18 protein-coding genes are annotated in these 16223 nt (G+C 72.3%); 10 read left to right on the forward strand and 8 right to left on the reverse strand.

Annotated elements, in window-relative coordinates; genetic code table 11:
• Window positions 1–63: 63 nt before the first annotated feature.
• Complete coding sequence (locus EDF55_RS00620) at window positions 64–1257, forward strand: acyl-CoA dehydrogenase family protein (protein WP_123653030.1); 1194 nt, start codon at window positions 64–66, stop codon at window positions 1255–1257.
• Window positions 1258–1371: 114 nt separating this feature from the next.
• On the opposite strand, the gene EDF55_RS00625 is transcribed toward EDF55_RS00620, so the two are convergent.
• The 3 genes from EDF55_RS00625 to EDF55_RS00635 are packed head-to-tail and all read right to left on the reverse strand — an operon-like array spanning window position 1372 to window position 4762.
• Window positions 1372–3435, reverse strand: coding sequence for an alpha/beta fold hydrolase (locus EDF55_RS00625; RefSeq protein WP_123653031.1), 2064 nt, complete (start codon window positions 3433–3435; stop codon window positions 1372–1374).
• Between the two features lie 7 nt (window positions 3436–3442).
• Window positions 3443–4315 carry a patatin-like phospholipase family protein gene (locus tag EDF55_RS00630; RefSeq protein WP_123653032.1) on the reverse strand — a complete coding sequence of 291 codons (873 nt, stop codon included), beginning with the start codon at window positions 4313–4315 and terminating at the stop codon, window positions 3443–3445.
• Window positions 4316–4351: 36 nt separating this feature from the next.
• Entirely contained in the window at window positions 4352–4762 is a 411-nt protein-coding gene (locus EDF55_RS00635) for a helix-turn-helix domain-containing protein (RefSeq protein WP_123653033.1), read from the reverse strand.
• 70 nt (window positions 4763–4832) lie between these two features.
• Between EDF55_RS00635 and EDF55_RS00640 the strand changes: the two genes are divergently transcribed.
• Together EDF55_RS00640 and EDF55_RS00645 are read left to right on the forward strand one after the other, a co-directional pair.
• Window positions 4833–5654, forward strand: a complete 822-nt coding sequence (locus EDF55_RS00640; protein ID WP_123653034.1) for a GAF domain-containing protein — start codon at window positions 4833–4835, stop codon at window positions 5652–5654.
• 55 nt (window positions 5655–5709) lie between these two features.
• Window positions 5710–5925, forward strand: a complete 216-nt coding sequence (locus EDF55_RS00645; RefSeq protein WP_123653035.1) for a hypothetical protein — start codon at window positions 5710–5712, stop codon at window positions 5923–5925.
• 481 nt (window positions 5926–6406) lie between these two features.
• On the opposite strand, the gene EDF55_RS00650 is transcribed toward EDF55_RS00645, so the two are convergent.
• Window positions 6407–7435 (reverse strand): NADPH:quinone reductase, encoded by a 1029-nt coding sequence (locus EDF55_RS00650; protein WP_123653036.1) that lies wholly within the window; start codon window positions 7433–7435, stop codon window positions 6407–6409.
• A gap of 35 nt (window positions 7436–7470) precedes the next feature.
• The gene (locus tag EDF55_RS00655) at window positions 7471–7836 is read right to left on the reverse strand and encodes a helix-turn-helix domain-containing protein (RefSeq protein ID WP_123653037.1); all 366 of its coding nucleotides are present in this window, start codon (window positions 7834–7836) and stop codon (window positions 7471–7473) included.
• 110 nt (window positions 7837–7946) lie between these two features.
• On the opposite strand from EDF55_RS00655, the gene EDF55_RS00660 reads away from it, so the two are divergent.
• Complete coding sequence (locus EDF55_RS00660) at window positions 7947–8594, forward strand: NAD(P)-dependent oxidoreductase (RefSeq protein ID WP_123653038.1); 648 nt, start codon at window positions 7947–7949, stop codon at window positions 8592–8594.
• Window positions 8595–8774: 180 nt separating this feature from the next.
• Here EDF55_RS00660 and EDF55_RS00665 read toward each other — a convergent pair whose 3' ends face one another.
• Complete coding sequence (locus tag EDF55_RS00665; protein WP_123653039.1) at window positions 8775–10100, reverse strand: MFS transporter; 1326 nt, start codon at window positions 10098–10100, stop codon at window positions 8775–8777.
• Window positions 10101–10237: 137 nt separating this feature from the next.
• Here EDF55_RS00665 and EDF55_RS00670 point away from each other — a divergent pair, with 137 nt between their 5' ends.
• Window positions 10238–11095 carry a LysR substrate-binding domain-containing protein gene (locus EDF55_RS00670; RefSeq protein ID WP_123653040.1) on the forward strand — a complete coding sequence of 286 codons (858 nt, stop codon included), beginning with the start codon at window positions 10238–10240 and terminating at the stop codon, window positions 11093–11095.
• Between the two features lie 268 nt (window positions 11096–11363).
• Here the strand turns inward: EDF55_RS00670 and EDF55_RS00675 are convergent, their stop codons facing one another.
• Window positions 11364–12452, reverse strand: coding sequence for a hypothetical protein (locus tag EDF55_RS00675; protein ID WP_123653041.1), 1089 nt, complete (start codon window positions 12450–12452; stop codon window positions 11364–11366).
• 114 nt (window positions 12453–12566) lie between these two features.
• On the opposite strand from EDF55_RS00675, the gene EDF55_RS00680 reads away from it, so the two are divergent.
• The gene (locus EDF55_RS00680) at window positions 12567–13535 is read left to right on the forward strand and encodes an aldo/keto reductase (protein WP_123653042.1); all 969 of its coding nucleotides are present in this window, start codon (window positions 12567–12569) and stop codon (window positions 13533–13535) included.
• Between the two features lie 38 nt (window positions 13536–13573).
• Here the strand turns inward: EDF55_RS00680 and EDF55_RS00685 are convergent, their stop codons facing one another.
• Entirely contained in the window at window positions 13574–14221 is a 648-nt protein-coding gene (locus EDF55_RS00685; protein ID WP_123653794.1) for an NADPH-dependent F420 reductase, read from the reverse strand.
• 13 nt (window positions 14222–14234) lie between these two features.
• Here EDF55_RS00685 and EDF55_RS00690 point away from each other — a divergent pair, with 13 nt between their 5' ends.
• The 4 genes from EDF55_RS00690 to EDF55_RS00705 all read left to right on the forward strand — a co-directional run bounded on the left by EDF55_RS00690 (window position 14235) and on the right by EDF55_RS00705 (window position 16189).
• Window positions 14235–14585, forward strand: coding sequence for a GNAT family N-acetyltransferase (locus EDF55_RS00690; RefSeq protein WP_395868402.1), 351 nt, complete (start codon window positions 14235–14237; stop codon window positions 14583–14585).
• 20 nt (window positions 14586–14605) lie between these two features.
• Window positions 14606–15067, forward strand: coding sequence for a VOC family protein (locus EDF55_RS00695; protein ID WP_123653044.1), 462 nt, complete (start codon window positions 14606–14608; stop codon window positions 15065–15067).
• Between the two features lie 88 nt (window positions 15068–15155).
• Entirely contained in the window at window positions 15156–15641 is a 486-nt protein-coding gene (locus EDF55_RS00700; RefSeq protein WP_185017016.1) for a MarR family winged helix-turn-helix transcriptional regulator, read from the forward strand.
• A complete protein-coding gene (locus EDF55_RS00705; RefSeq protein WP_123653046.1) occupies window positions 15638–16189 on the forward strand; it encodes a metallophosphoesterase in 552 nt (183 codons plus the stop codon). Before EDF55_RS00700 ends, EDF55_RS00705 begins: the two co-directional genes overlap by 4 nt.
• Window positions 16190–16223 lie beyond the last annotated feature (34 nt).

Here is a 16223-nt window from a genome sequence, read left to right on the forward strand (position 1 = left end):
ATCCGACGTCCTCATCGCGTTCCTCCCTTGCAACGTTTCCGAGAATGATGCATCGTGGTTCCCATGTCAACGTCGACGCCCACGACCACCCTGCTCGAATCCGACTTCTACGGGTTCGCGCTGCAGCTCTCCGACCAGGAGCGTGCGTCGATCGGGCGACTCCGGGAGTACCTCGAGCGCGAGGTCGCGCCCATCGCCGACGACTACTGGGCCCGTGCGGAGTTCCCGATGCAGGTCATCGCGCCGCTCGCGGAGCTCGGTATGTACGGGCCGGGTGTCCCGCTCGTGCGGCAGTTCGAGAACTCCGCCGTGTACCGCGGGTGGGCGGCGCTCGAGCTCGGCCGGGTCGACGCCAGCGTCGCCACCTTCATCGGCGTGCAGTCCGGCCTCGCGATGAACTCGATCGCGGTCGCCGGCAGCGAGGAACAACAGCGCGAGTGGCTGCCCCGCATGGCAGCGGGCGAGCTCATCGGCGCGTTCGGCCTCACCGAGCCGTACTCCGGCAGCGACTCCGCGAAGGGCCTCCGGACCACGGCGCGCCGTGAGGGGGACGAGTGGGTCCTCGACGGCGAGAAGCGCTGGATCGGCAACGCCACGTTCGCCGACGTCGTGGTGATCTGGGCGAAGGACGTCGCCGACGGGCAGGTCAAGGGCTTCCTCGTCACGACCGACACCCCGGGCTTCACCGCCACGAAGATCGAGGACAAGATCGCGCTCCGCGGCGTGCAGAACGCCGACATCGTGATGACGGACGTGCGCGTCCCCGAGTCCCGCCGGCTCCAGCGGGCGAACTCGTTCCGTGCGACCGCCGAGGTGCTCCGCCTGACCCGCACCGAGGTGGCCTGGCAGGCCATCGGCATCGCGGTCGGCGCCTACGAGGCCGCACTGTCCTACGCCAGGGAGCGGATCCAGTTCGGCAAGCCGATCGCCGCGCACCAGCTCGTGCAGGACCTCCTCGTGAAGTCGCTCGCGAACATCACCGCGTCGATCGCCCTCTGCACGCAGGCGTCGGCGATGCAGGACGCCGGCGCCGGTGGGGATGAGCACTCCGCGCTGGCGAAGGCGTTCGCGACGGCGAAGATGCGTGAGACCGTCGCCTGGTGCCGTGAGGTGCAGGGCGGCAACGGCATCGTGCTCGACAAGGGCGTTGCCCGGTTCTTCGCGGACGCCGAGGCGATCTACTCCTACGAGGGCACCCGCGAGGTGAACACCCTCATCGTCGGCCGCGCCATCACGGGCCAGGCTGCCTTCGTGTAGTCGGCGGCCCGACCCGGAACGACGGTGTCGACGTCGTACGACAGCGGTGCTGTCGTTCGGGGTCGGGCCAGCCGCCCTCAGCGGTGCTGTCGTTCGGGGTCGGGCCAGCCGCCCTCAGCCGAGCAATGTCGGACGCTCCCAGTCGTCGCCGAGGACGTGCTGCCCGAGGAACGCGAACACCGTCTGGTACCAGACCACCGCGTGCTGCGGCTTCAGCACCCAGTGGTTCTCGTCCGGGAAGTACAGGAACCGGTGCGGCATCGAGCCGTCCGGCGCCGCATGGTGCTCCGCCAGATCCGACCAGAGCCGGAGTCCTTCACCGATGGGTACCCGGTAGTCCTTGTCGCCGTGGATGACGAGCATCGGGGAGACGATGTCCGCCACGAAGCGGTGCGGGTCGTTCTCGCGCATGCCGTCGGCGTCGAAGATCGATGACCAGTACTCCGGCGCGTCCGTGGTGCCGTTGAACTGCTCGAGCGCCCACAGCGAGGCGTGCGTGACGACGGCCCGGAACCGGTCGGTGTGCCCGGCGACCCAGTTCGCCATGTACCCGCCGAACGAGCCGCCCATCGCACCCGTCCGGGTCTCGTCGATGTCGTCCCGCGCGACGACGGCGTCGGTGATCGCCATGAGATCGGTGTACGGCGCCTGCCCCCACGCGTTCCACCCGCGGTTCACGAAGTCGAGCCCGTAGCCGGTGGAGAGGGCCGGGTCGGGCAGCAGGACCGCGTACCCCTTCGCCGCCGCGAGCATCGGGTTCCACCGCCACGACCACTGGTTCCAGGAGTTCAGCGGCCCGCCGTGGATCCAGAGCAGGAACGGGTGCGGCCCGTCGCCCTCCGGCAGCACGAGCCACCCGCGGATGCGCGCGCCGTCGGCCGCGACCGTCTCGACTTCTTCCAGGTGGGCGGGCACCTCCGGCAGGGGCGCCGGCGTCGCGAGCGGGGTCACCGTGCCGTCCGTCGCGATCCGGACGGGGTGCAGCGGCGCCGCCCAGGAGGCTCGGAGTGCCACGACCACGCCCGTCGCCGCCGACACACGGAGGCTCGAGTACGCCCAGTCGTCGTCCGTCAGCTGCTCGACGGCTGCGCCGTCGAGGGGGATCCGGAAGACCGGCGCGCGGCCGTCCTGGTCGGCGGTCGCGAGGACCGCGGTGTCGTCCGCCGCGAACACGAGTTCGCTCGGCCAGCGGTCCCAGTCGGTGGCGATGCGGTGCGCATCCGAGCCGTCGATCGACGCCGTCCAGACTTCTTGCTGGTGCGCGCCCGCTGGGGTCGAGCGAACCGTCCGGACCCAGGCGAGCGTGCGGCCGTCGTGGCTGAGGGCCGGCATCTCGTGGTCGACGCCGTCGTCGTCGAAGAGCACCGTCCGCGCACCGGTCGCGACGTCGACGGTCACGATGGCGGAACGCTGGCCCCGGCTCTCCTTGACCCCGACCTGCAGCACGAGCGTGGCGCCGTCCGGGGTGAGCGCGCCGTCGACGTGGTCGAGGGTCCGCCCCGGCGCCGGCGTGAGGTCGGTCGGCGCGGGCAGGTGCGCGGGGTAGGAGTCGTCGTCGGTCTTCGGCGCTGCGCCGGTCGGGTCGGACAGCGCCGTGAGGTCGATGCCGAGCACGTGGGTCTGGTCGGGGCCGAGGTCGTGGTCCCAGAACCGCACGGGGGAGCTCTCGTGCAGGATCGCCTGCACCTTCTTGTCCTTGCGCTGTTTCCGGAGCTCGGCATCGCGCGCGATCGCCCCGTCGGGATCGCCCGCGGACGCCGCGGGCAGGAGGTCGGCGGTGACGGCGACCACGTCAGCAGCGCTGGCCGTCGCGAGGACGCCACCCGTGCCTCCAGACAGGCGGGTGACGGGACGTGCCTCACCACCAGCGGCAGGCAGGATCCAGAGCTGCGGGGCGTCGCTGTCGGCGGCGTCCGCGTCGGGGCGACCCGAGACGAACAGCAGGTCGCCCTGCCGGGTGAAGGCGATGCCGGACTCGCCCTTCGCCGAGCGGGTGAGCCGCGCCGGCTCGCCGTCGCCGGTCGCCGGGACGGACCAGACCGCGCGCCGGTACCCGGTGGCGTCCGGATCCAGCGTGCTCACCGTCAGGGCGACACGACCACCGTCCGGGCTCAGCGCGATCCCGTCCACACGGGGGAGGGCGATGTACTGGTCGAGGTCCGAGAACGGGGTCGTCATGCCTCCACTATGCCCAGAAGTCCACGATCTGGGAGGCGATTGCCGAGGCCTGTGCAGAACCTGCCTCGGCTGACGGGCGCTGTGTGGAGAGCGAGAGCGAGTTCGTGCCGAAGGCCTGCTGCGACGCGCTGTCGGCGACGACGACCTCGACCGAGGAACCGCCTGCGCGGAGGGACTCGACAGCCTGGTCGAGCCACGGCCCGAGCGGCGACGGCGCCTCGGGACCGCAGGCGATGACGAGCACCCGCTCGTACCCGGCAGCGACGTCGGAGTTCGTCCCGGAGCGGACGCCGCCGTCGATGTACGGGCGGCCCTCGACGGTGACCGGCGACCAGACGAGGGGGACGGAGCAGCTCGCCGCGACCGCACGGGGGAGCGGGATGCCGTCCGCCGCGGTGAGCACGCGGAAGGAGCCATCGGTGGCGTCGACCGTCGTGATCGCCAGGGGCGCTGCCGGCCACTCGGTGGACGGCAGGGTCTCGGTGAACGTCGCCACGCGCTCGTCGTCGGTCTGCCCGGTGGTCACGGCCTGCGCCGCGTGGCCGAGGCGGGCGCGGCCGTCCTGCTCGGAGGTCATGCCGACGAGTGCCTGACCGAACCGCTCCTGCATCGCCTCGGCGTCGATGACGGCAGGTTCCTCGTAGGTCGTCGCGAGCGGGGAGATCTGCTGCTCGTAGGCCTCCCGCACGCCGCCGTGCCGGACGAAGGTCCCGACGACGCTGCCGGCGCTCGTGCCGATCACGAGGTCCGCGGCGCCGAGGTCGACGCCCGCTTCCTCGAGGGTGGCGAGGACCCCCAGCTCCCAGGCGATGCCGGCGACCCCGCCGCCTCCGAGGACGATCGCTCGGGTTCCGGCGGCGGGCGTGGCGAGTTGGGTCATGCACCATGCTTACCAGCCCGGTCGGGCGTGCTGTGCTCAGCCGGCAGCGGGGCGGGGTGTCGGTGCCGACGTCGACGCCATCGCTCCGAGGGCGTGGAGCTTCCGGCCGAGCTCGAACCGGCGTTCGTCCCGGACGTGGACCAGGTAGTCGGCGTGGACGAGTGCGTGCAGGAGCCGGTACGCGGTCGGGAGGGGGAAGCCCAGGGCCTCGGAGACCTCCTTGGCGGTGGCGCTGCCGCGCTCGGCGACGACCTCGAGGATGGCCAGCGTCTTCGCGACGGTGTGCACGCTCGAGTCGCGTGGTGCCTTCGTCGGCGCGGGTGGTGCTGCGGTGGGGGCGGCGAGCCGGTTCGCGGCGGGCGTCGCAGTCCGTGTCGCGGTGGTCGTCGCGCGGGGCATCGCGCGGGGTGTCGCGGCGGGGTGGAGCGGATCGTCACTGATGCGCATTGGACGATGGTCCTCCCATCGCACCCGTTGTGGCAATGGCGTCGTCGGTGGTCGGCCGTAGCGTCGGGGTGTGATCGAGGGGAACGAGCGGGGCCGCCGCACGCACTACCGGGACATCGCGCTGCCCGTCGTGGCCGCCGCGGTGCCCACGGCCGCGTTCCAGGTGCCCAACATCGTCGGAGCACCCACCGCCCGGGTCGCCCTCATCGTCGCCGCGCTCGTGGTGTTCGTCGTCGTCGTGGTGTGGCAGGTGGTCCGGGCCCGACGCAACGCCACGGTGCGCGCTGCCGCCGAGGAAGCCGGGGCCACCGCGCTCGCCGCGTACGAGGTCGCGGTGCAGTACGGCTTCGGCCAGATCGCCACGCGGCTCACCCGGTTCGCGGCGCACGAGCCCGCCGTCCGACGGACCGAACTCGGGGCGTTCGCCGACCGGGCCGCCGCGGCGCTGGCCTTCTACCTGCTGCCGCACGTGCCCGACGTCCGGGCGAACGTCTACCTCCTCTCGAAGCGGCTCGACGCGCTCGAGCCGATCGGGCACGGGGGAGCGGGTGACACGGCCGGGACCTTCCGCGCGGGCACGCCGTACGGCGACCGGAACCTCGAGTGGGTGCTGGACGGCGGAGCGCCGCGCGTGGTCGGCGACCGGGAGTCCGACGTCGACGCTGTGGACGACGCGCCGGACTTCGACCCGCGGTACCGGTCCTACGTCGCGGTCGTCATCCGGGGAGAGGGCTACTCGTTCGGCATGCTCACGGTGGACTGCCCGACGCCGCGGGCGTTCACGGACCTCGACGTCCGGAACGTCGGTGTCGTCGCGCAGTACGTCGCCGTGGCGTGCACGCTGACGTTCCCGGCACGGCGCCGGAGCGTGAGCGAGCCGGCGGCCGTGTGAGCGTCGGTGCGCCGCGTTCGTGACGGCTGTCGGACGCCGGTCGTACGCTGACGGCATGACGAGCGTGCACCCGACGACGCCGCTGTTCGGCCGGGCTCCCATCCGTGTGGTGGAGCGTCGCGCGCCTGCGGGCGGTGGGGGCTTCGCGATGGGTGCCGTGGACGCTTCCGACACCTCCGACGCCGACTACGAGGACCCGCGCGTCGTCGCGGCGAACCTCGAGCGGGCGCTCCGTGCAGCCCGCGCGCGGCTCACGCGCCGCGCGCGCTGAGGCGGGCCGCTCCCGGCGGCGCCGCCGCGCCGGCGGCTGGTGCGCCGCTGCGCCGCTGCGCCGCTGCGCCGCTGCGCCGCTGCGGCGGCGCCATGCCGCTGTGCCGCGGGCCGTGGGCCGGTGCACCGCTGCGCCGCTGCGCCGCGGGCCGGTGCGCCGCTGTGCCGCGGGCCGGTGCGCCGCAGCGCCGCCGTAGCGCTGCGCCGCTGCGGCTGCGCCGCCGCAGGCCGGCCGGTGGGTCCGGCCGGTGGCGTCCGCCGGGGGCTGCGAATCGCGCCCCGGTACGGACATCGCGCCTCGGTGTGACGGGGCGCGACATCTGCAGCGGAGCGCAACCGGCGACCGCGACGCCGCACAACCGAAAGCACACCGAACCACCGATTTCCGTGGTTCGGCGCGACTTTGGTTGTGCGGAACCAAGCGGCACCGCCCGCGCCGAGCGGGCGCAGCGCCGCGCGGGGCGCGCGCCGCGCGCCGCCCCCTACGCCGGCTGCACGTCGATCAGCACCTTGCCCACGGCGTCCCCCTCGACCGCGTCGTGCGCCGCCGCCGTGTCCGCCAGGTCGAACCGGGTGAGCGGCAGCCCCGCGTCCACCCCCACGGGCAGCACCCCGTCGTGCAGTGCCTCGGTGATGTCCTCGGCGGCGGCGGCGAGGGCCTCGTCCCCGATCGTGTAGAGCAGCAGGAACTGGTACCGCGCGTTGACGCTCATGTTCGGCCGGATCGGCAGCGATGCCGAGTCGCCCCCGTTGTTCGCGTAGATCGACACGACGCCGTGGTTCGCGAGCACCTCGGCGACGAGGTCGGCGTTCTGCGGGATGGACACCTCGACGACGATGTCGACGCCGTCCGGGGCGATCGACCGGATCGCGGAGGCGGTGTCCCCGGAGCGGTAGTTCACGGTGTGGTGGGCGCCGGCGGCGGTGGCCAGCGCGGCCTTCTCGTCGGAGCTGATCGTGGAGATCACCGTCGCACCGGCCCACCGCGCGAGCTGGATCGCGGCGTGGCCGACGGCACCGGCACCACCGGCGACGAGGACCGTCATCCCGTCGAGTGCGCCGGGTCCGAGGCGTGCCGGGCCCTCCTCGTGCGTGGTCAGCGCCCGGTGCGCGGTCATCGCGGGGACCGCGAGCGAGGCGCCGACGTCGAACGAGATCCCGTCGGGCAGCGGGACGACGCGGGACGCCGGGACGACGGTGTACTCCTGCGCGGTCCCGGTGGGACGCTGCGCCGCGGACATGAACAGCCACACGCGGTCCCCGACGGCGAACTCGTCGACGCCGGGCCCGACGGCGTCGACCACGCCGGCGCCGTCCTGGTTCGGGGTGATCTCCGGGAACGGCAGGCCGTCGCCGTAGGTGCCGCCGGCGCGGGCCTTCCAGTCGGTGGGGTTCACGCCGGACACGACGACGCGGACGCGGACCTCGCCGGTGCCGGGTTCCTGCACGTCGCGGTCGACGAGGGAGAGGACGGACGAGTCACCGGGCTGGGAGTAGACGATCGATCGCATGCACCCCACGCAACCACGCGCACCCCGGAGCCGGGTCAGCGTGCCGCGTCGTACTCCTGGCGTGACACGGCGACCGCGTCCATGTGCGAGGTGGCCCAGTCCTCGAGCGGCTCCAGCACGCGGCGGAGCGACCGGCCGGCGTCGGTGAGCTCGTACTCGACGTGCGGCGGGATCTCGGGGAACACCGTGCGCGTGACGAGGCCGTCGCGTTCCAGCGCCCGGAGCGTCTGCGTGAGCATCTTCTGGGAGACACCCTGGACCCGCGTCGCGATGACGGAGTACCGCTGGGGACCGGACGCCAGCGTGCCGATCGTCAGGACGCTCCACCGGTCGCCGATGCGGTCGAGGAGCTGTCGTGACGGGCAGTCCGCGGCGTAGGGGCTGTACTCGAGCGCAGTCATGGGTCCTCCGGGAGCCGAGAGTCACGCACCGCGAGGTGCCTACTTACCCAAAGAGAGTAACGCCCTTAAGGTGAGTCTGGCAAGCACGCACCACCACGAGAGGAACACACATGTCCACCATCGTCGTCTTCGGAGGCACCGGGTACGCCGGCTCCGCCATCACCCGCGAAGCCCTGTCCCGTGGCCACCGGGTCGTCGCCGTCGCCCGCGACACCTCCAAGCTCGAGGCCGCCGAGGGCCTGACGCCCGCACAGGGTGACGCGTTCGACGCCGGCTTCGTCGCCGAGGTCACGAAGGGCGCCGACGTCGTCGTCGTCGCGCTGCACGCGGTCCAGGCCGACGGCAGCGAGCTCAAGGACCGGTTCCAGCCGTTCGTCGACGCCGCCGCGGCCGCCGGTGCACGCCTCGGCATCGTCGGTGGCGCCGGGTCGCTGCTCGTCGCCGAGGGCGGTCCGCACCTGTTCGACACGGCCGAGTTCCCGGACGCGTTCAAGGGCGAGGCGAAGAGCCACGCGCAGATCCTCGAGGCGCTCCGCACCGCCGACACCGAGGTCGACTGGTTCTACGTCAGCCCCGCAGCCGCCTTCGGCAGCTACAACCCCGGCGAGCGTCGCGGCACGTACCGCACCACCGACGAGGTCCTGCTCACCGACGCCGACGGCAACTCGGACATCTCCGGCGATGACTTCGCGATCGCGTTCGTCGACGAGATCGAGACGCCGGCGCACCGCCGCGCGCGTTTCGGCGTCGCGTACTGACGCACCTCGCACAACCGAAAGCACCCCGAACCGCGGACACCCGTGGTTCGGGGTGCTTTCCGTTGTGCGGACCACGCCGCGCCGCACGGTGCGAGCGATCACCGGGAGCGACCCACAGGATGGTCGCGACCACGGCCGGACGGGAGGCTCGGTGCGGGCCCGCACCGAGCCTCCCGTCCGTCAGCGGTGACCGACGATCGCCGGGAGCGGCATGTGGTGCCGCATCCGGACCGCCAGGTGGAAGCCGCCGCGGCGGGCGAGGACCAGGCCGATGACGGCCGCCGCCGCGGCCGGCACGCCGCCGGCGACCATCATCCCGACGTGTGCGCCGAAGTGGTCGACGACCTGGCCCATGAGCGGACCGCCGATGGCCTGTCCGCCGAGCAGCACCAGGATGTAGAGCGACATCACGCGGCCGCGGATCGCCGTGTTCGAGGACAGCTGCACGAGCGAGTTCGACGCCGTCTGGAACAGCAGCTGCGACATCCCGACCGCGACGAGCATCACGGTGAACGGGGCGATCACCGGGATCGAGCCGGAGATCACGAGCAGGATCCCGGTCCAGAACACTCCGCCGACGATCGTCCGCAGCCGGACCACCGCCCGTCGGGTCGACAGGAGGGCGCCGACGAGGGCACCGACCGCGACCGCGGAGTTGAACAGGCCGTAGCCGCCTGCGCCGACGTCGTACACCTGCGAGGCGAATGCGGAGAGCAGCACCGGCATCGTCAGCGCGAAGACCGAGAAGAACGCCACGAGGATGACCGGCACGATGATGGTCGGCTTCCCGACGGCGTAGCGGAGCCCCTCGACGAGCTGCCCCTTGCCGCGTGGGGTCGCGGGTGTCCGGTGGAGCTCCGAGACCTTCAGGAACCCGAGCGTCACGACCACCGCGGCGCAGGCGATCGCGTTCACCCCGAACGACCACCCCGCCCCGACGGCGACGAGCAGCGCCCCGGAGAGTGCCGGGCCGATCATCCCGCCGAGCTGGAACACCGACGAGTTCACGCTGATCGCGTTCCGCAGGTGCTCGTGGCCGACGATCTCGGTGACGAACACCTGGCGTGCCGGGTTGTCGATGACGGTGACCATGCCGACCACGAAGGCGATCGCCCAGATGTGCCACGCCTGGACCACCCCCGACAGCGTCAGCACCGCGAGGAGTGCGGAGAGCAGCGCGAAGGCGCCCTGCGTGATCATCATCAGCGCGCGCTTGGAGAACCGATCGACGATCACGCCGCCGAACAGCCCGAAGAAGAGCATCGGCGCGAACTGGCACGCGACGGTGATGCCGACCTGCGCGACCGAGCCGGTGAGCTGCAGGACGAGCCAGTCCTGCGCGATGCGCTGCATCCAGCCGGCCGTCATCGCGACGAGGTTCGTCGCCGTGAACAGGCGGAAGTTCGGGACCGACAGCGCGATGAGCGTGTGTCGCCACGGCGGTCTGGTGGCCTGGATCGGGAGCGGTTCGGTGGGCGGGTAGAGGGTCGTCGATGACGCGCTCACGGTGGGGTTCTCCGGCGGTCGAGGGCGGAATCGGTACCCCATCGAAACTACTTGGCCCGGAGTCATTCGATACCCCTATGGTGGCTATCAGTCCATTGCGATCCCGAATGGGCCCGGACGACGGTCGAAGGAGACCCGTGCTCGATCCCGTGCTGCTCCAGACCTTCCTCGCCGTCGCCGAGACGCAGAGCTTCACGCAGGCCGGGGCCCGTCTCGGCATCAGCCAGCCGACGGTGTCCCAGCACGTCAGGCGCCTCGAGACCGCGGTGTCCCGGACCCTCGTCGCGCGGGACACCCGCGGGGTCTCCCTGACGGACAACGGCGACGCGATGGCCGGGTTCGCACGGACGATCCTCGCGGCGCACGCCACCGCCGACGCCTACTTCTCCGGATCAGCCACGCGCGGCCGGCTCCGGTTCGGTGCGGCGGACGACCTCGCGATCACCCAGCTGCCGCGCATCCTCCGGGACTTCCGGCGGCTGCACCCGCAGGTCAACCTCGAGCTGACGGTCAACCAGTCGTCACCGCTCCTGCGCCGGGTGCACGCGGGGCAGCTCGACCTCGTGTTCATCAAGCAGACGGCGGGGGAGTCCGCCGAGGGCACCCGCGTGGCGACGGACCAGATGGTGTGGATGGCCCAGGACGGCATAGCGGTGGAGCGTGACGAACCGGTGCCGCTCATCGCGTACCAGGCGCCGAGCATCAGCCGGCAGATGGCGATCGACGCGCTCGAGGCCGCCGGCCGCACCTGGCGCATCACCTGCAACACGCGTGACGTGAACGGGGTGCTGGCGGCGGTCCGGGCGGGCATCGGCGTCGCGGTGTTCCCGCACTCGCTGATCCCGGCCGACCTGGTGAAGGTGTCGCAGCGGTTGGGGCTGCCGGACCTGCCGGCCGTCGACTACGTGCTCATCGCGAACCCGACGGTGCAGCGGGAACCGATCGACGCCCTGACGAACGCGATCCTGTCCCGCGGGGTCGTCCGCGCGGTCTGAGCCGCGCGGCGGCGCGGCCGGGCGTGCGGTCTCCGCAGCATCGAGTGCGCAGTAGTCGCGCTGGAATCCCGCTTCGGGAGCAACGTCTGCGCACTCGACAGGCCGTGGCCGTGGCCGATGCCGGCGCCGTGGCCGTCGCCGTCGCCCCCGCAGTCGAGTGCGCAGCAGTCGCGCACGAATCCGGCTTCGGCAGCAACGTCTGCGCACTCGACCGGCGGGCCGAGGCCCGGCCGGGGGCCGGCGAGCCGGTGAGTCCGGCCCGCGCGCGTCAGGGCGCGAGCGTGGGGACGACGCCGGCGCCGGTGAGGTCGGGGAGCGTCACGCCGGCCATCGGCAGCGCCGCACTCGCGACGGCCCAGAGCAGCACCAGCGTGCCGACCATGCCGAGCACCGCCCCGAGGAGCGCGACCGGCCGCTGCCACGTCGCCGCGCGGTTCCGCAGCGTCGCGAACGAGCACACGAGCGCGATCACGCCGAGTGCGAGTCCGACGGCATGCACGGTTCCGGGAGCGGTGAACCACCACGCCGCGAGACCCAGCGTCGCGAGTGCCGCGACCGCGCCGAGCACGGCTCCCGGGGTGGCCCCGAGCGCGCGACGTGCGGGAGCAGACGGTGCAGGAGCATCAGGTTGGAGGCTCGGGTCGGCCCCGGCAGGAGCGGTCGCGTCCGCCTCGGGCTGCGTCGGGAGCGCCCGGGTCGCGGTGGTGGGCGGTGCGGCGAGCACCGCGTCGAAGGACGGCGCCGCAGCCGGAGTCGGCGTGGGCGGCACCAGACCCTGCTGGTGTGCGAACCGGGCGGGCGTCCGGTAGCCGACGGGTCCGGTCGGCTCGGGTTCGGTGCCCTCGACGACGACGTGCTCGAGGCCGGGGACCGAGAACCGCGGCTGGCCGGCGCGGGGGACCACGGGGCCGGACGGCGCGGGAACGGGAGCGGGTGCCGACGCGGCCGCTGCGACGAGCGCCGGGGCGTCGACGGGGGAGACCGGTGCGGGAGCCGAGGCGCCGGTGACCCGGTCGAACGGGGTCGTGTGCACGACGGGCGACATCGGGGCCGGGGGAAGGAGTGCCTCGGTCGGCGGGTAGTCGGGGACCACGGCGTCCGGGTCGAGTGCGTGCTGCGCGGCCGGACCGGGAGCGCTGCCCGGAGCCGGGACGCTGCCGGGCGTGACCCGGGGTGCCCTGGACTCGATCGTCTCCGGGGCGGGAGCGGACGGGACGGGCGTGGGGCGAGCCTCCAGGCCGGTGCCGGACGTGTCGACCGAGCCGGCCGCGCCGTCGCCCGGGCCGACCGCGCCGTCGACGAAGGGGGCCGTGACCCACGCCGGAACGGGCCGACGGGGTCGATCGGAATCGTGCATGCGATGCGACGCCACGTGCGCTGCTCCCTCCGTGTACTGATCCATCGTCAGTTGTAACGGCAACGCGTCGACCGGATGCAGCCCCAGTTCCGGGGTGATCGGTACGGTCGACGCATGGCAGTCATCGAACACCGTCCACTCGGCCCCTCCGGGCTCGTCGTCTCCACCGTCGGCCTCGGCTGCAACAACTTCGGCCGGGTCGGCACGGCGACCGAGACGCAGGAGGGCACCGACGCCGTCGTGCACGCCGCACTCGACGCCGGCGTCACCCTCCTCGACACCGCCGACATCTACGGCGGGACCCCCGGCCAGTCCGAGTCGATGCTCGGGAAGGCGATCGCCGGCCGTCGTGACGAGGTCGTCCTCGCGACGAAGTTCGGCATGGACATGCAGGGCGTCAACGGGCCGGACTGGGACGTCCGCGGCTCCCGCCGGTACGTGCGGCTCGCCGTGGAGTCGTCGCTGCAGCGCCTCGGGACGGACTGGATCGACCTGTACCAGATGCACCGCCCGGACCCGGTGACGCCGATCGAGGAGACCCTGTCGGTCCTCGACGACCTGGTCCGCGAGGGCAAGATCCGCTACATCGGGCACTCGAACTTCGCCGGGTGGCAGGTCGCCGAGGCCGAGCTGACCGCGTCGATCGCCGGCACCACGGCGTTCGTGTCGGCGCAGAACGAGTACAGCCCGCTGTCCCGCGGGGTCGAGGCCGAGGTGCTGCCGGCGGTCCGTGCGTACGCGCTCGGGTTCCTGCCGTTCTTCCCGCTCTACAACGGCCTCCTCAGCGGCAAGTACACGCGCGAGGGCGGCCCGGCTGACGGGCGTCTGTCGAAGCTGAAGCCGGAGCTGCTCGAGAGTGCTCCGTGGGACGCGCTCGAGGAGTACCAGCGGTTCTGCGACGAGCGCGACGTCACGATGCTGCAGGCGACGTTCGCGTGGCTCCTGGCGCAGCCGGGGCTGACGAGCGTGATCGCCGGGGCGACGAAGCCCGAGCAGATCGTGCAGAACGTCGAGGCCGGCACCACGTGGGTGCCGAGTGAGGACGACCTCGCCGAGATGACGGTCATCTTCGACGAGGCCTGAGCACGATCGGGCGTGCCGTCGCACGCCCGGCGCCCGGCTCACATGTCGCGGTAGCGCTTCGCGTCCGCCACGGCGAGCTCGAGGTCGAGCGCCGCGTACGGCTTGACGTAGCCGGGGGTGTCCCGCTGGATGCGCCATCCCTCGGCGAGCGGGCCGATGTCGACCGCGTCGAAGCCGAACTCGTCGAGGAGGTCCGCGACGGTCCGCTTCGCATCGGCGTCGTCGCCCGCCACGATGAGTGCACGGCGTCCCTCGGTGCCGCGCGGGGAGCCCGCCGTGGTGAGGTCCGCCGCCGCGATGTGGTTGAACGCCTTGACCACCCTCGCGCCGGGCAGGTGGTCCTGCAGCAGCTCCGCGGTGGTCGTCGTCTCGTCGTCGAGCGCGGCGATGTGGCCGTCGCGCTGCGGGTAGTAGTTGTTCGTGTCGATGACGACCTTGCCGACGAGCGGCTCGACGGGGATCGTCTCGATCGCGGCGAGCGGCGTGGTGACCACGACCAGGTCACCCGCTGCGGCGGCCTCGTCACGGGTGACGGCACGCGCGTGCTCGCCGAGCTCGGACACGAGGTCCTGCAGGGTCTCCGGACCGCGGGAGTTCGCGATCGCCACGTCGTAGCCGTTCCGGACGGCGAGCCGTGCGAGCTGCGATCCGATGTTGCCTGCGCCGATGATGCCGATCGTCGTGATGTCCTCAGTTGTCATGGTCACCACACAACGCCGTGCCGCTTGGTGCATTCCGAGGCATGATGGCGACATGGCACACGAGTTCCGCGACGAGGCCGACCAGAGCCGGTACGCGATGTACGTCGACGGTGAACTCGTGAGCGTGCTCGACTACCGCGAGAACGTCGACGCCGTCGCGTTCCCGCACACCTACACCGTGCCGAAGCACCGCGGGCACGGCTACGCCGCGGAACTCGTCGCGTACGCCGTCGGCGACGTCGAGGCGAAGAACGACAAGCGCATCGTCCCGATGTGCTGGTTCGTCGGCACCTGGTTCGACGAACACCCCGAGAAGGCACCACTGCTCAGCCGCAACGTCGCGGACTGAGACACCGAGGAGGCACCACCGTGCGACAGATCGTCCCCTTCATCTGGTACGACGGGCAGGCCGAGGAAGCCGCCACCTTCTACACCTCCGTCATCCCCGACTCGTCCGTGCAGAACGTGCAGCGGCTGCCCGACGGCACCACGATGGTCGTCGAGTTCGTCCTCGGCGGGAAGCCCTACCGCGCGATGAACGCCGGCCCCGGCCACCCGCACTCGGATGCGATCTCGTTCCAGATCGACGTCGACGACCAGGACGAGCTGGACCGGATCTGGGACGCGTTCCTCGACGCGGGCGGCACACCGTCGATGTGCGGGTGGCTCACCGACGCGTGGGGGGTTTCGTGGCAGGTCACCCCGGCGAACTGGGGCGAGCTGATGAGCGCCGGCGGTGACCCGGAGGGCCGGGCGCGGGCCTTCGACGCGATGATGCGCATGGTGAAGCTCGACATCCCCACGCTCGAAGCCGCGATCCGCGGCGAGTAGCCGGTCCGGCGACCCCGCCGGTATGGTGACCGGCAGATCAACACCGCCGTCGACCCGTGGGGGAGCGGCAGAAATGGCTGGAGGCACGATGGACCACCCGAGGTCCGACGTCCGCAACGCTGACATCGGACGCGCCTACACCGAGCTCTCACGCATCACCCGCCGCGCGAGCATCCGCGCCCGCGGAACCGAGTCCGTGCTCAGCGTCGTCGACCAGTCCCTCGTCGACTTCATCGTCCAGCACGAGGGCTGCATGGCGATCGACATCGCCCGCTACCTCCGCCTGAACCGTTCGACGATCTCCCGGCAGCTGTCCGGGCTCCTCGCGGCGGGGCTCATCCGCACGACCGACGGCGGCACCGGCAACGCCAAGCCGCTCGCGGCGACGGAAGCCGGGTGCGCCGCGCTCGAACGGTCCGTGCAGCTGCACCGCGACGCGCTCGACGAGCGGATCGCGAGCTGGTCGGACGACGACATCGCACTGCTCGCGGGGCTGCTCGAACGGCTCGGCGCCTCGGACGAGGCCGGACTCCCGATGCCGAACGGCGCGAACCGCCAGCCCGGGTCCGAGTGACCACGTCGCTCGTCCTGCTCTCGGACACGCACCTGCCGAAGCGCGCGAAGGACCTGCCGGCAGCGCTCTGGGCCGACATCGACGCCGCGGACCTCGTGGTGCACGCGGGGGACTGGGTGGACCTGGCGACGCTCGACGCGATCGAGGCCAGGAGCGCGGCGTTCGTCGGCGTCCGGGGGAACAACGACGGTCCGGAGTTCGACGACCGCCTGCCCCTCGTCGCCCGCTTCGAGGTCGAGGGGCTCCGCTTCGCGCTCGTGCACGAGACCGGCGCCGCGACCGGCCGTGAGCGGCGGGCGGCGGCGGAGTACCCGGACGTCGACGTGCTCGTGTTCGGGCACTCGCACATCCCGTGGGACACGACGGCCCCGGGTGGGCTGCGACTGCTCAACCCGGGGTCGCCGACGGACCGACGGCGTCAGCCCGACTACACCTGGATGCGCTGCACCGTGTCCGACGGAGCACTCGACGTCGCGCTGGTCCGGCTGGCCCCGGGAACGGCGGCGCCGACCACCGAGCCGCCGACGACCGCGCCCCCGAGCTCGTAGGGCATCCGGAAGAACGCCAGCTCCCACCGCGTGG

Origin of the sequence: Curtobacterium sp. ZW137 (genome assembly GCF_003762905.1) — a bacterium.
Taxonomy (GTDB): domain Bacteria; phylum Actinomycetota; class Actinomycetes; order Actinomycetales; family Microbacteriaceae; genus Curtobacterium.

What these genes read in the sequence shown, in the direction of transcription:
- EDF55_RS00620 (WP_123653030.1), top strand. Translation starts at nt 64, where the DNA reads ATGTCAACGTCGACGCCCACGACCACCCTGCTCGAATCCGACTTCTAC.
- EDF55_RS00625 (WP_123653031.1), bottom strand. Translation starts at nt 3,435, where the DNA reads ATGACGACCCCGTTCTCGGACCTCGACCAGTACATCGCCCTCCCCCGT.
- EDF55_RS00630 (WP_123653032.1), bottom strand. Translation starts at nt 4,315, where the DNA reads ATGACCCAACTCGCCACGCCCGCCGCCGGAACCCGAGCGATCGTCCTC.
- EDF55_RS00635 (WP_123653033.1), bottom strand. Translation starts at nt 4,762, where the DNA reads ATGCGCATCAGTGACGATCCGCTCCACCCCGCCGCGACACCCCGCGCG.
- EDF55_RS00645 (WP_123653035.1), top strand. Translation starts at nt 5,710, where the DNA reads ATGACGAGCGTGCACCCGACGACGCCGCTGTTCGGCCGGGCTCCCATC.
- EDF55_RS00650 (WP_123653036.1), bottom strand. Translation starts at nt 7,435, where the DNA reads ATGCGATCGATCGTCTACTCCCAGCCCGGTGACTCGTCCGTCCTCTCC.
- EDF55_RS00655 (WP_123653037.1), bottom strand. Translation starts at nt 7,836, where the DNA reads ATGACTGCGCTCGAGTACAGCCCCTACGCCGCGGACTGCCCGTCACGA.
- EDF55_RS00660 (WP_123653038.1), top strand. Translation starts at nt 7,947, where the DNA reads ATGTCCACCATCGTCGTCTTCGGAGGCACCGGGTACGCCGGCTCCGCC.
- EDF55_RS00675 (WP_123653041.1), bottom strand. Translation starts at nt 12,452, where the DNA reads ATGCACGATTCCGATCGACCCCGTCGGCCCGTTCCGGCGTGGGTCACG.
- EDF55_RS00680 (WP_123653042.1), top strand. Translation starts at nt 12,567, where the DNA reads ATGGCAGTCATCGAACACCGTCCACTCGGCCCCTCCGGGCTCGTCGTC.
- EDF55_RS00690 (WP_395868402.1), top strand. Translation starts at nt 14,235, where the DNA reads ATGGTCACCACACAACGCCGTGCCGCTTGGTGCATTCCGAGGCATGAT.
- EDF55_RS00700 (WP_185017016.1), top strand. Translation starts at nt 15,156, where the DNA reads ATGGACCACCCGAGGTCCGACGTCCGCAACGCTGACATCGGACGCGCC.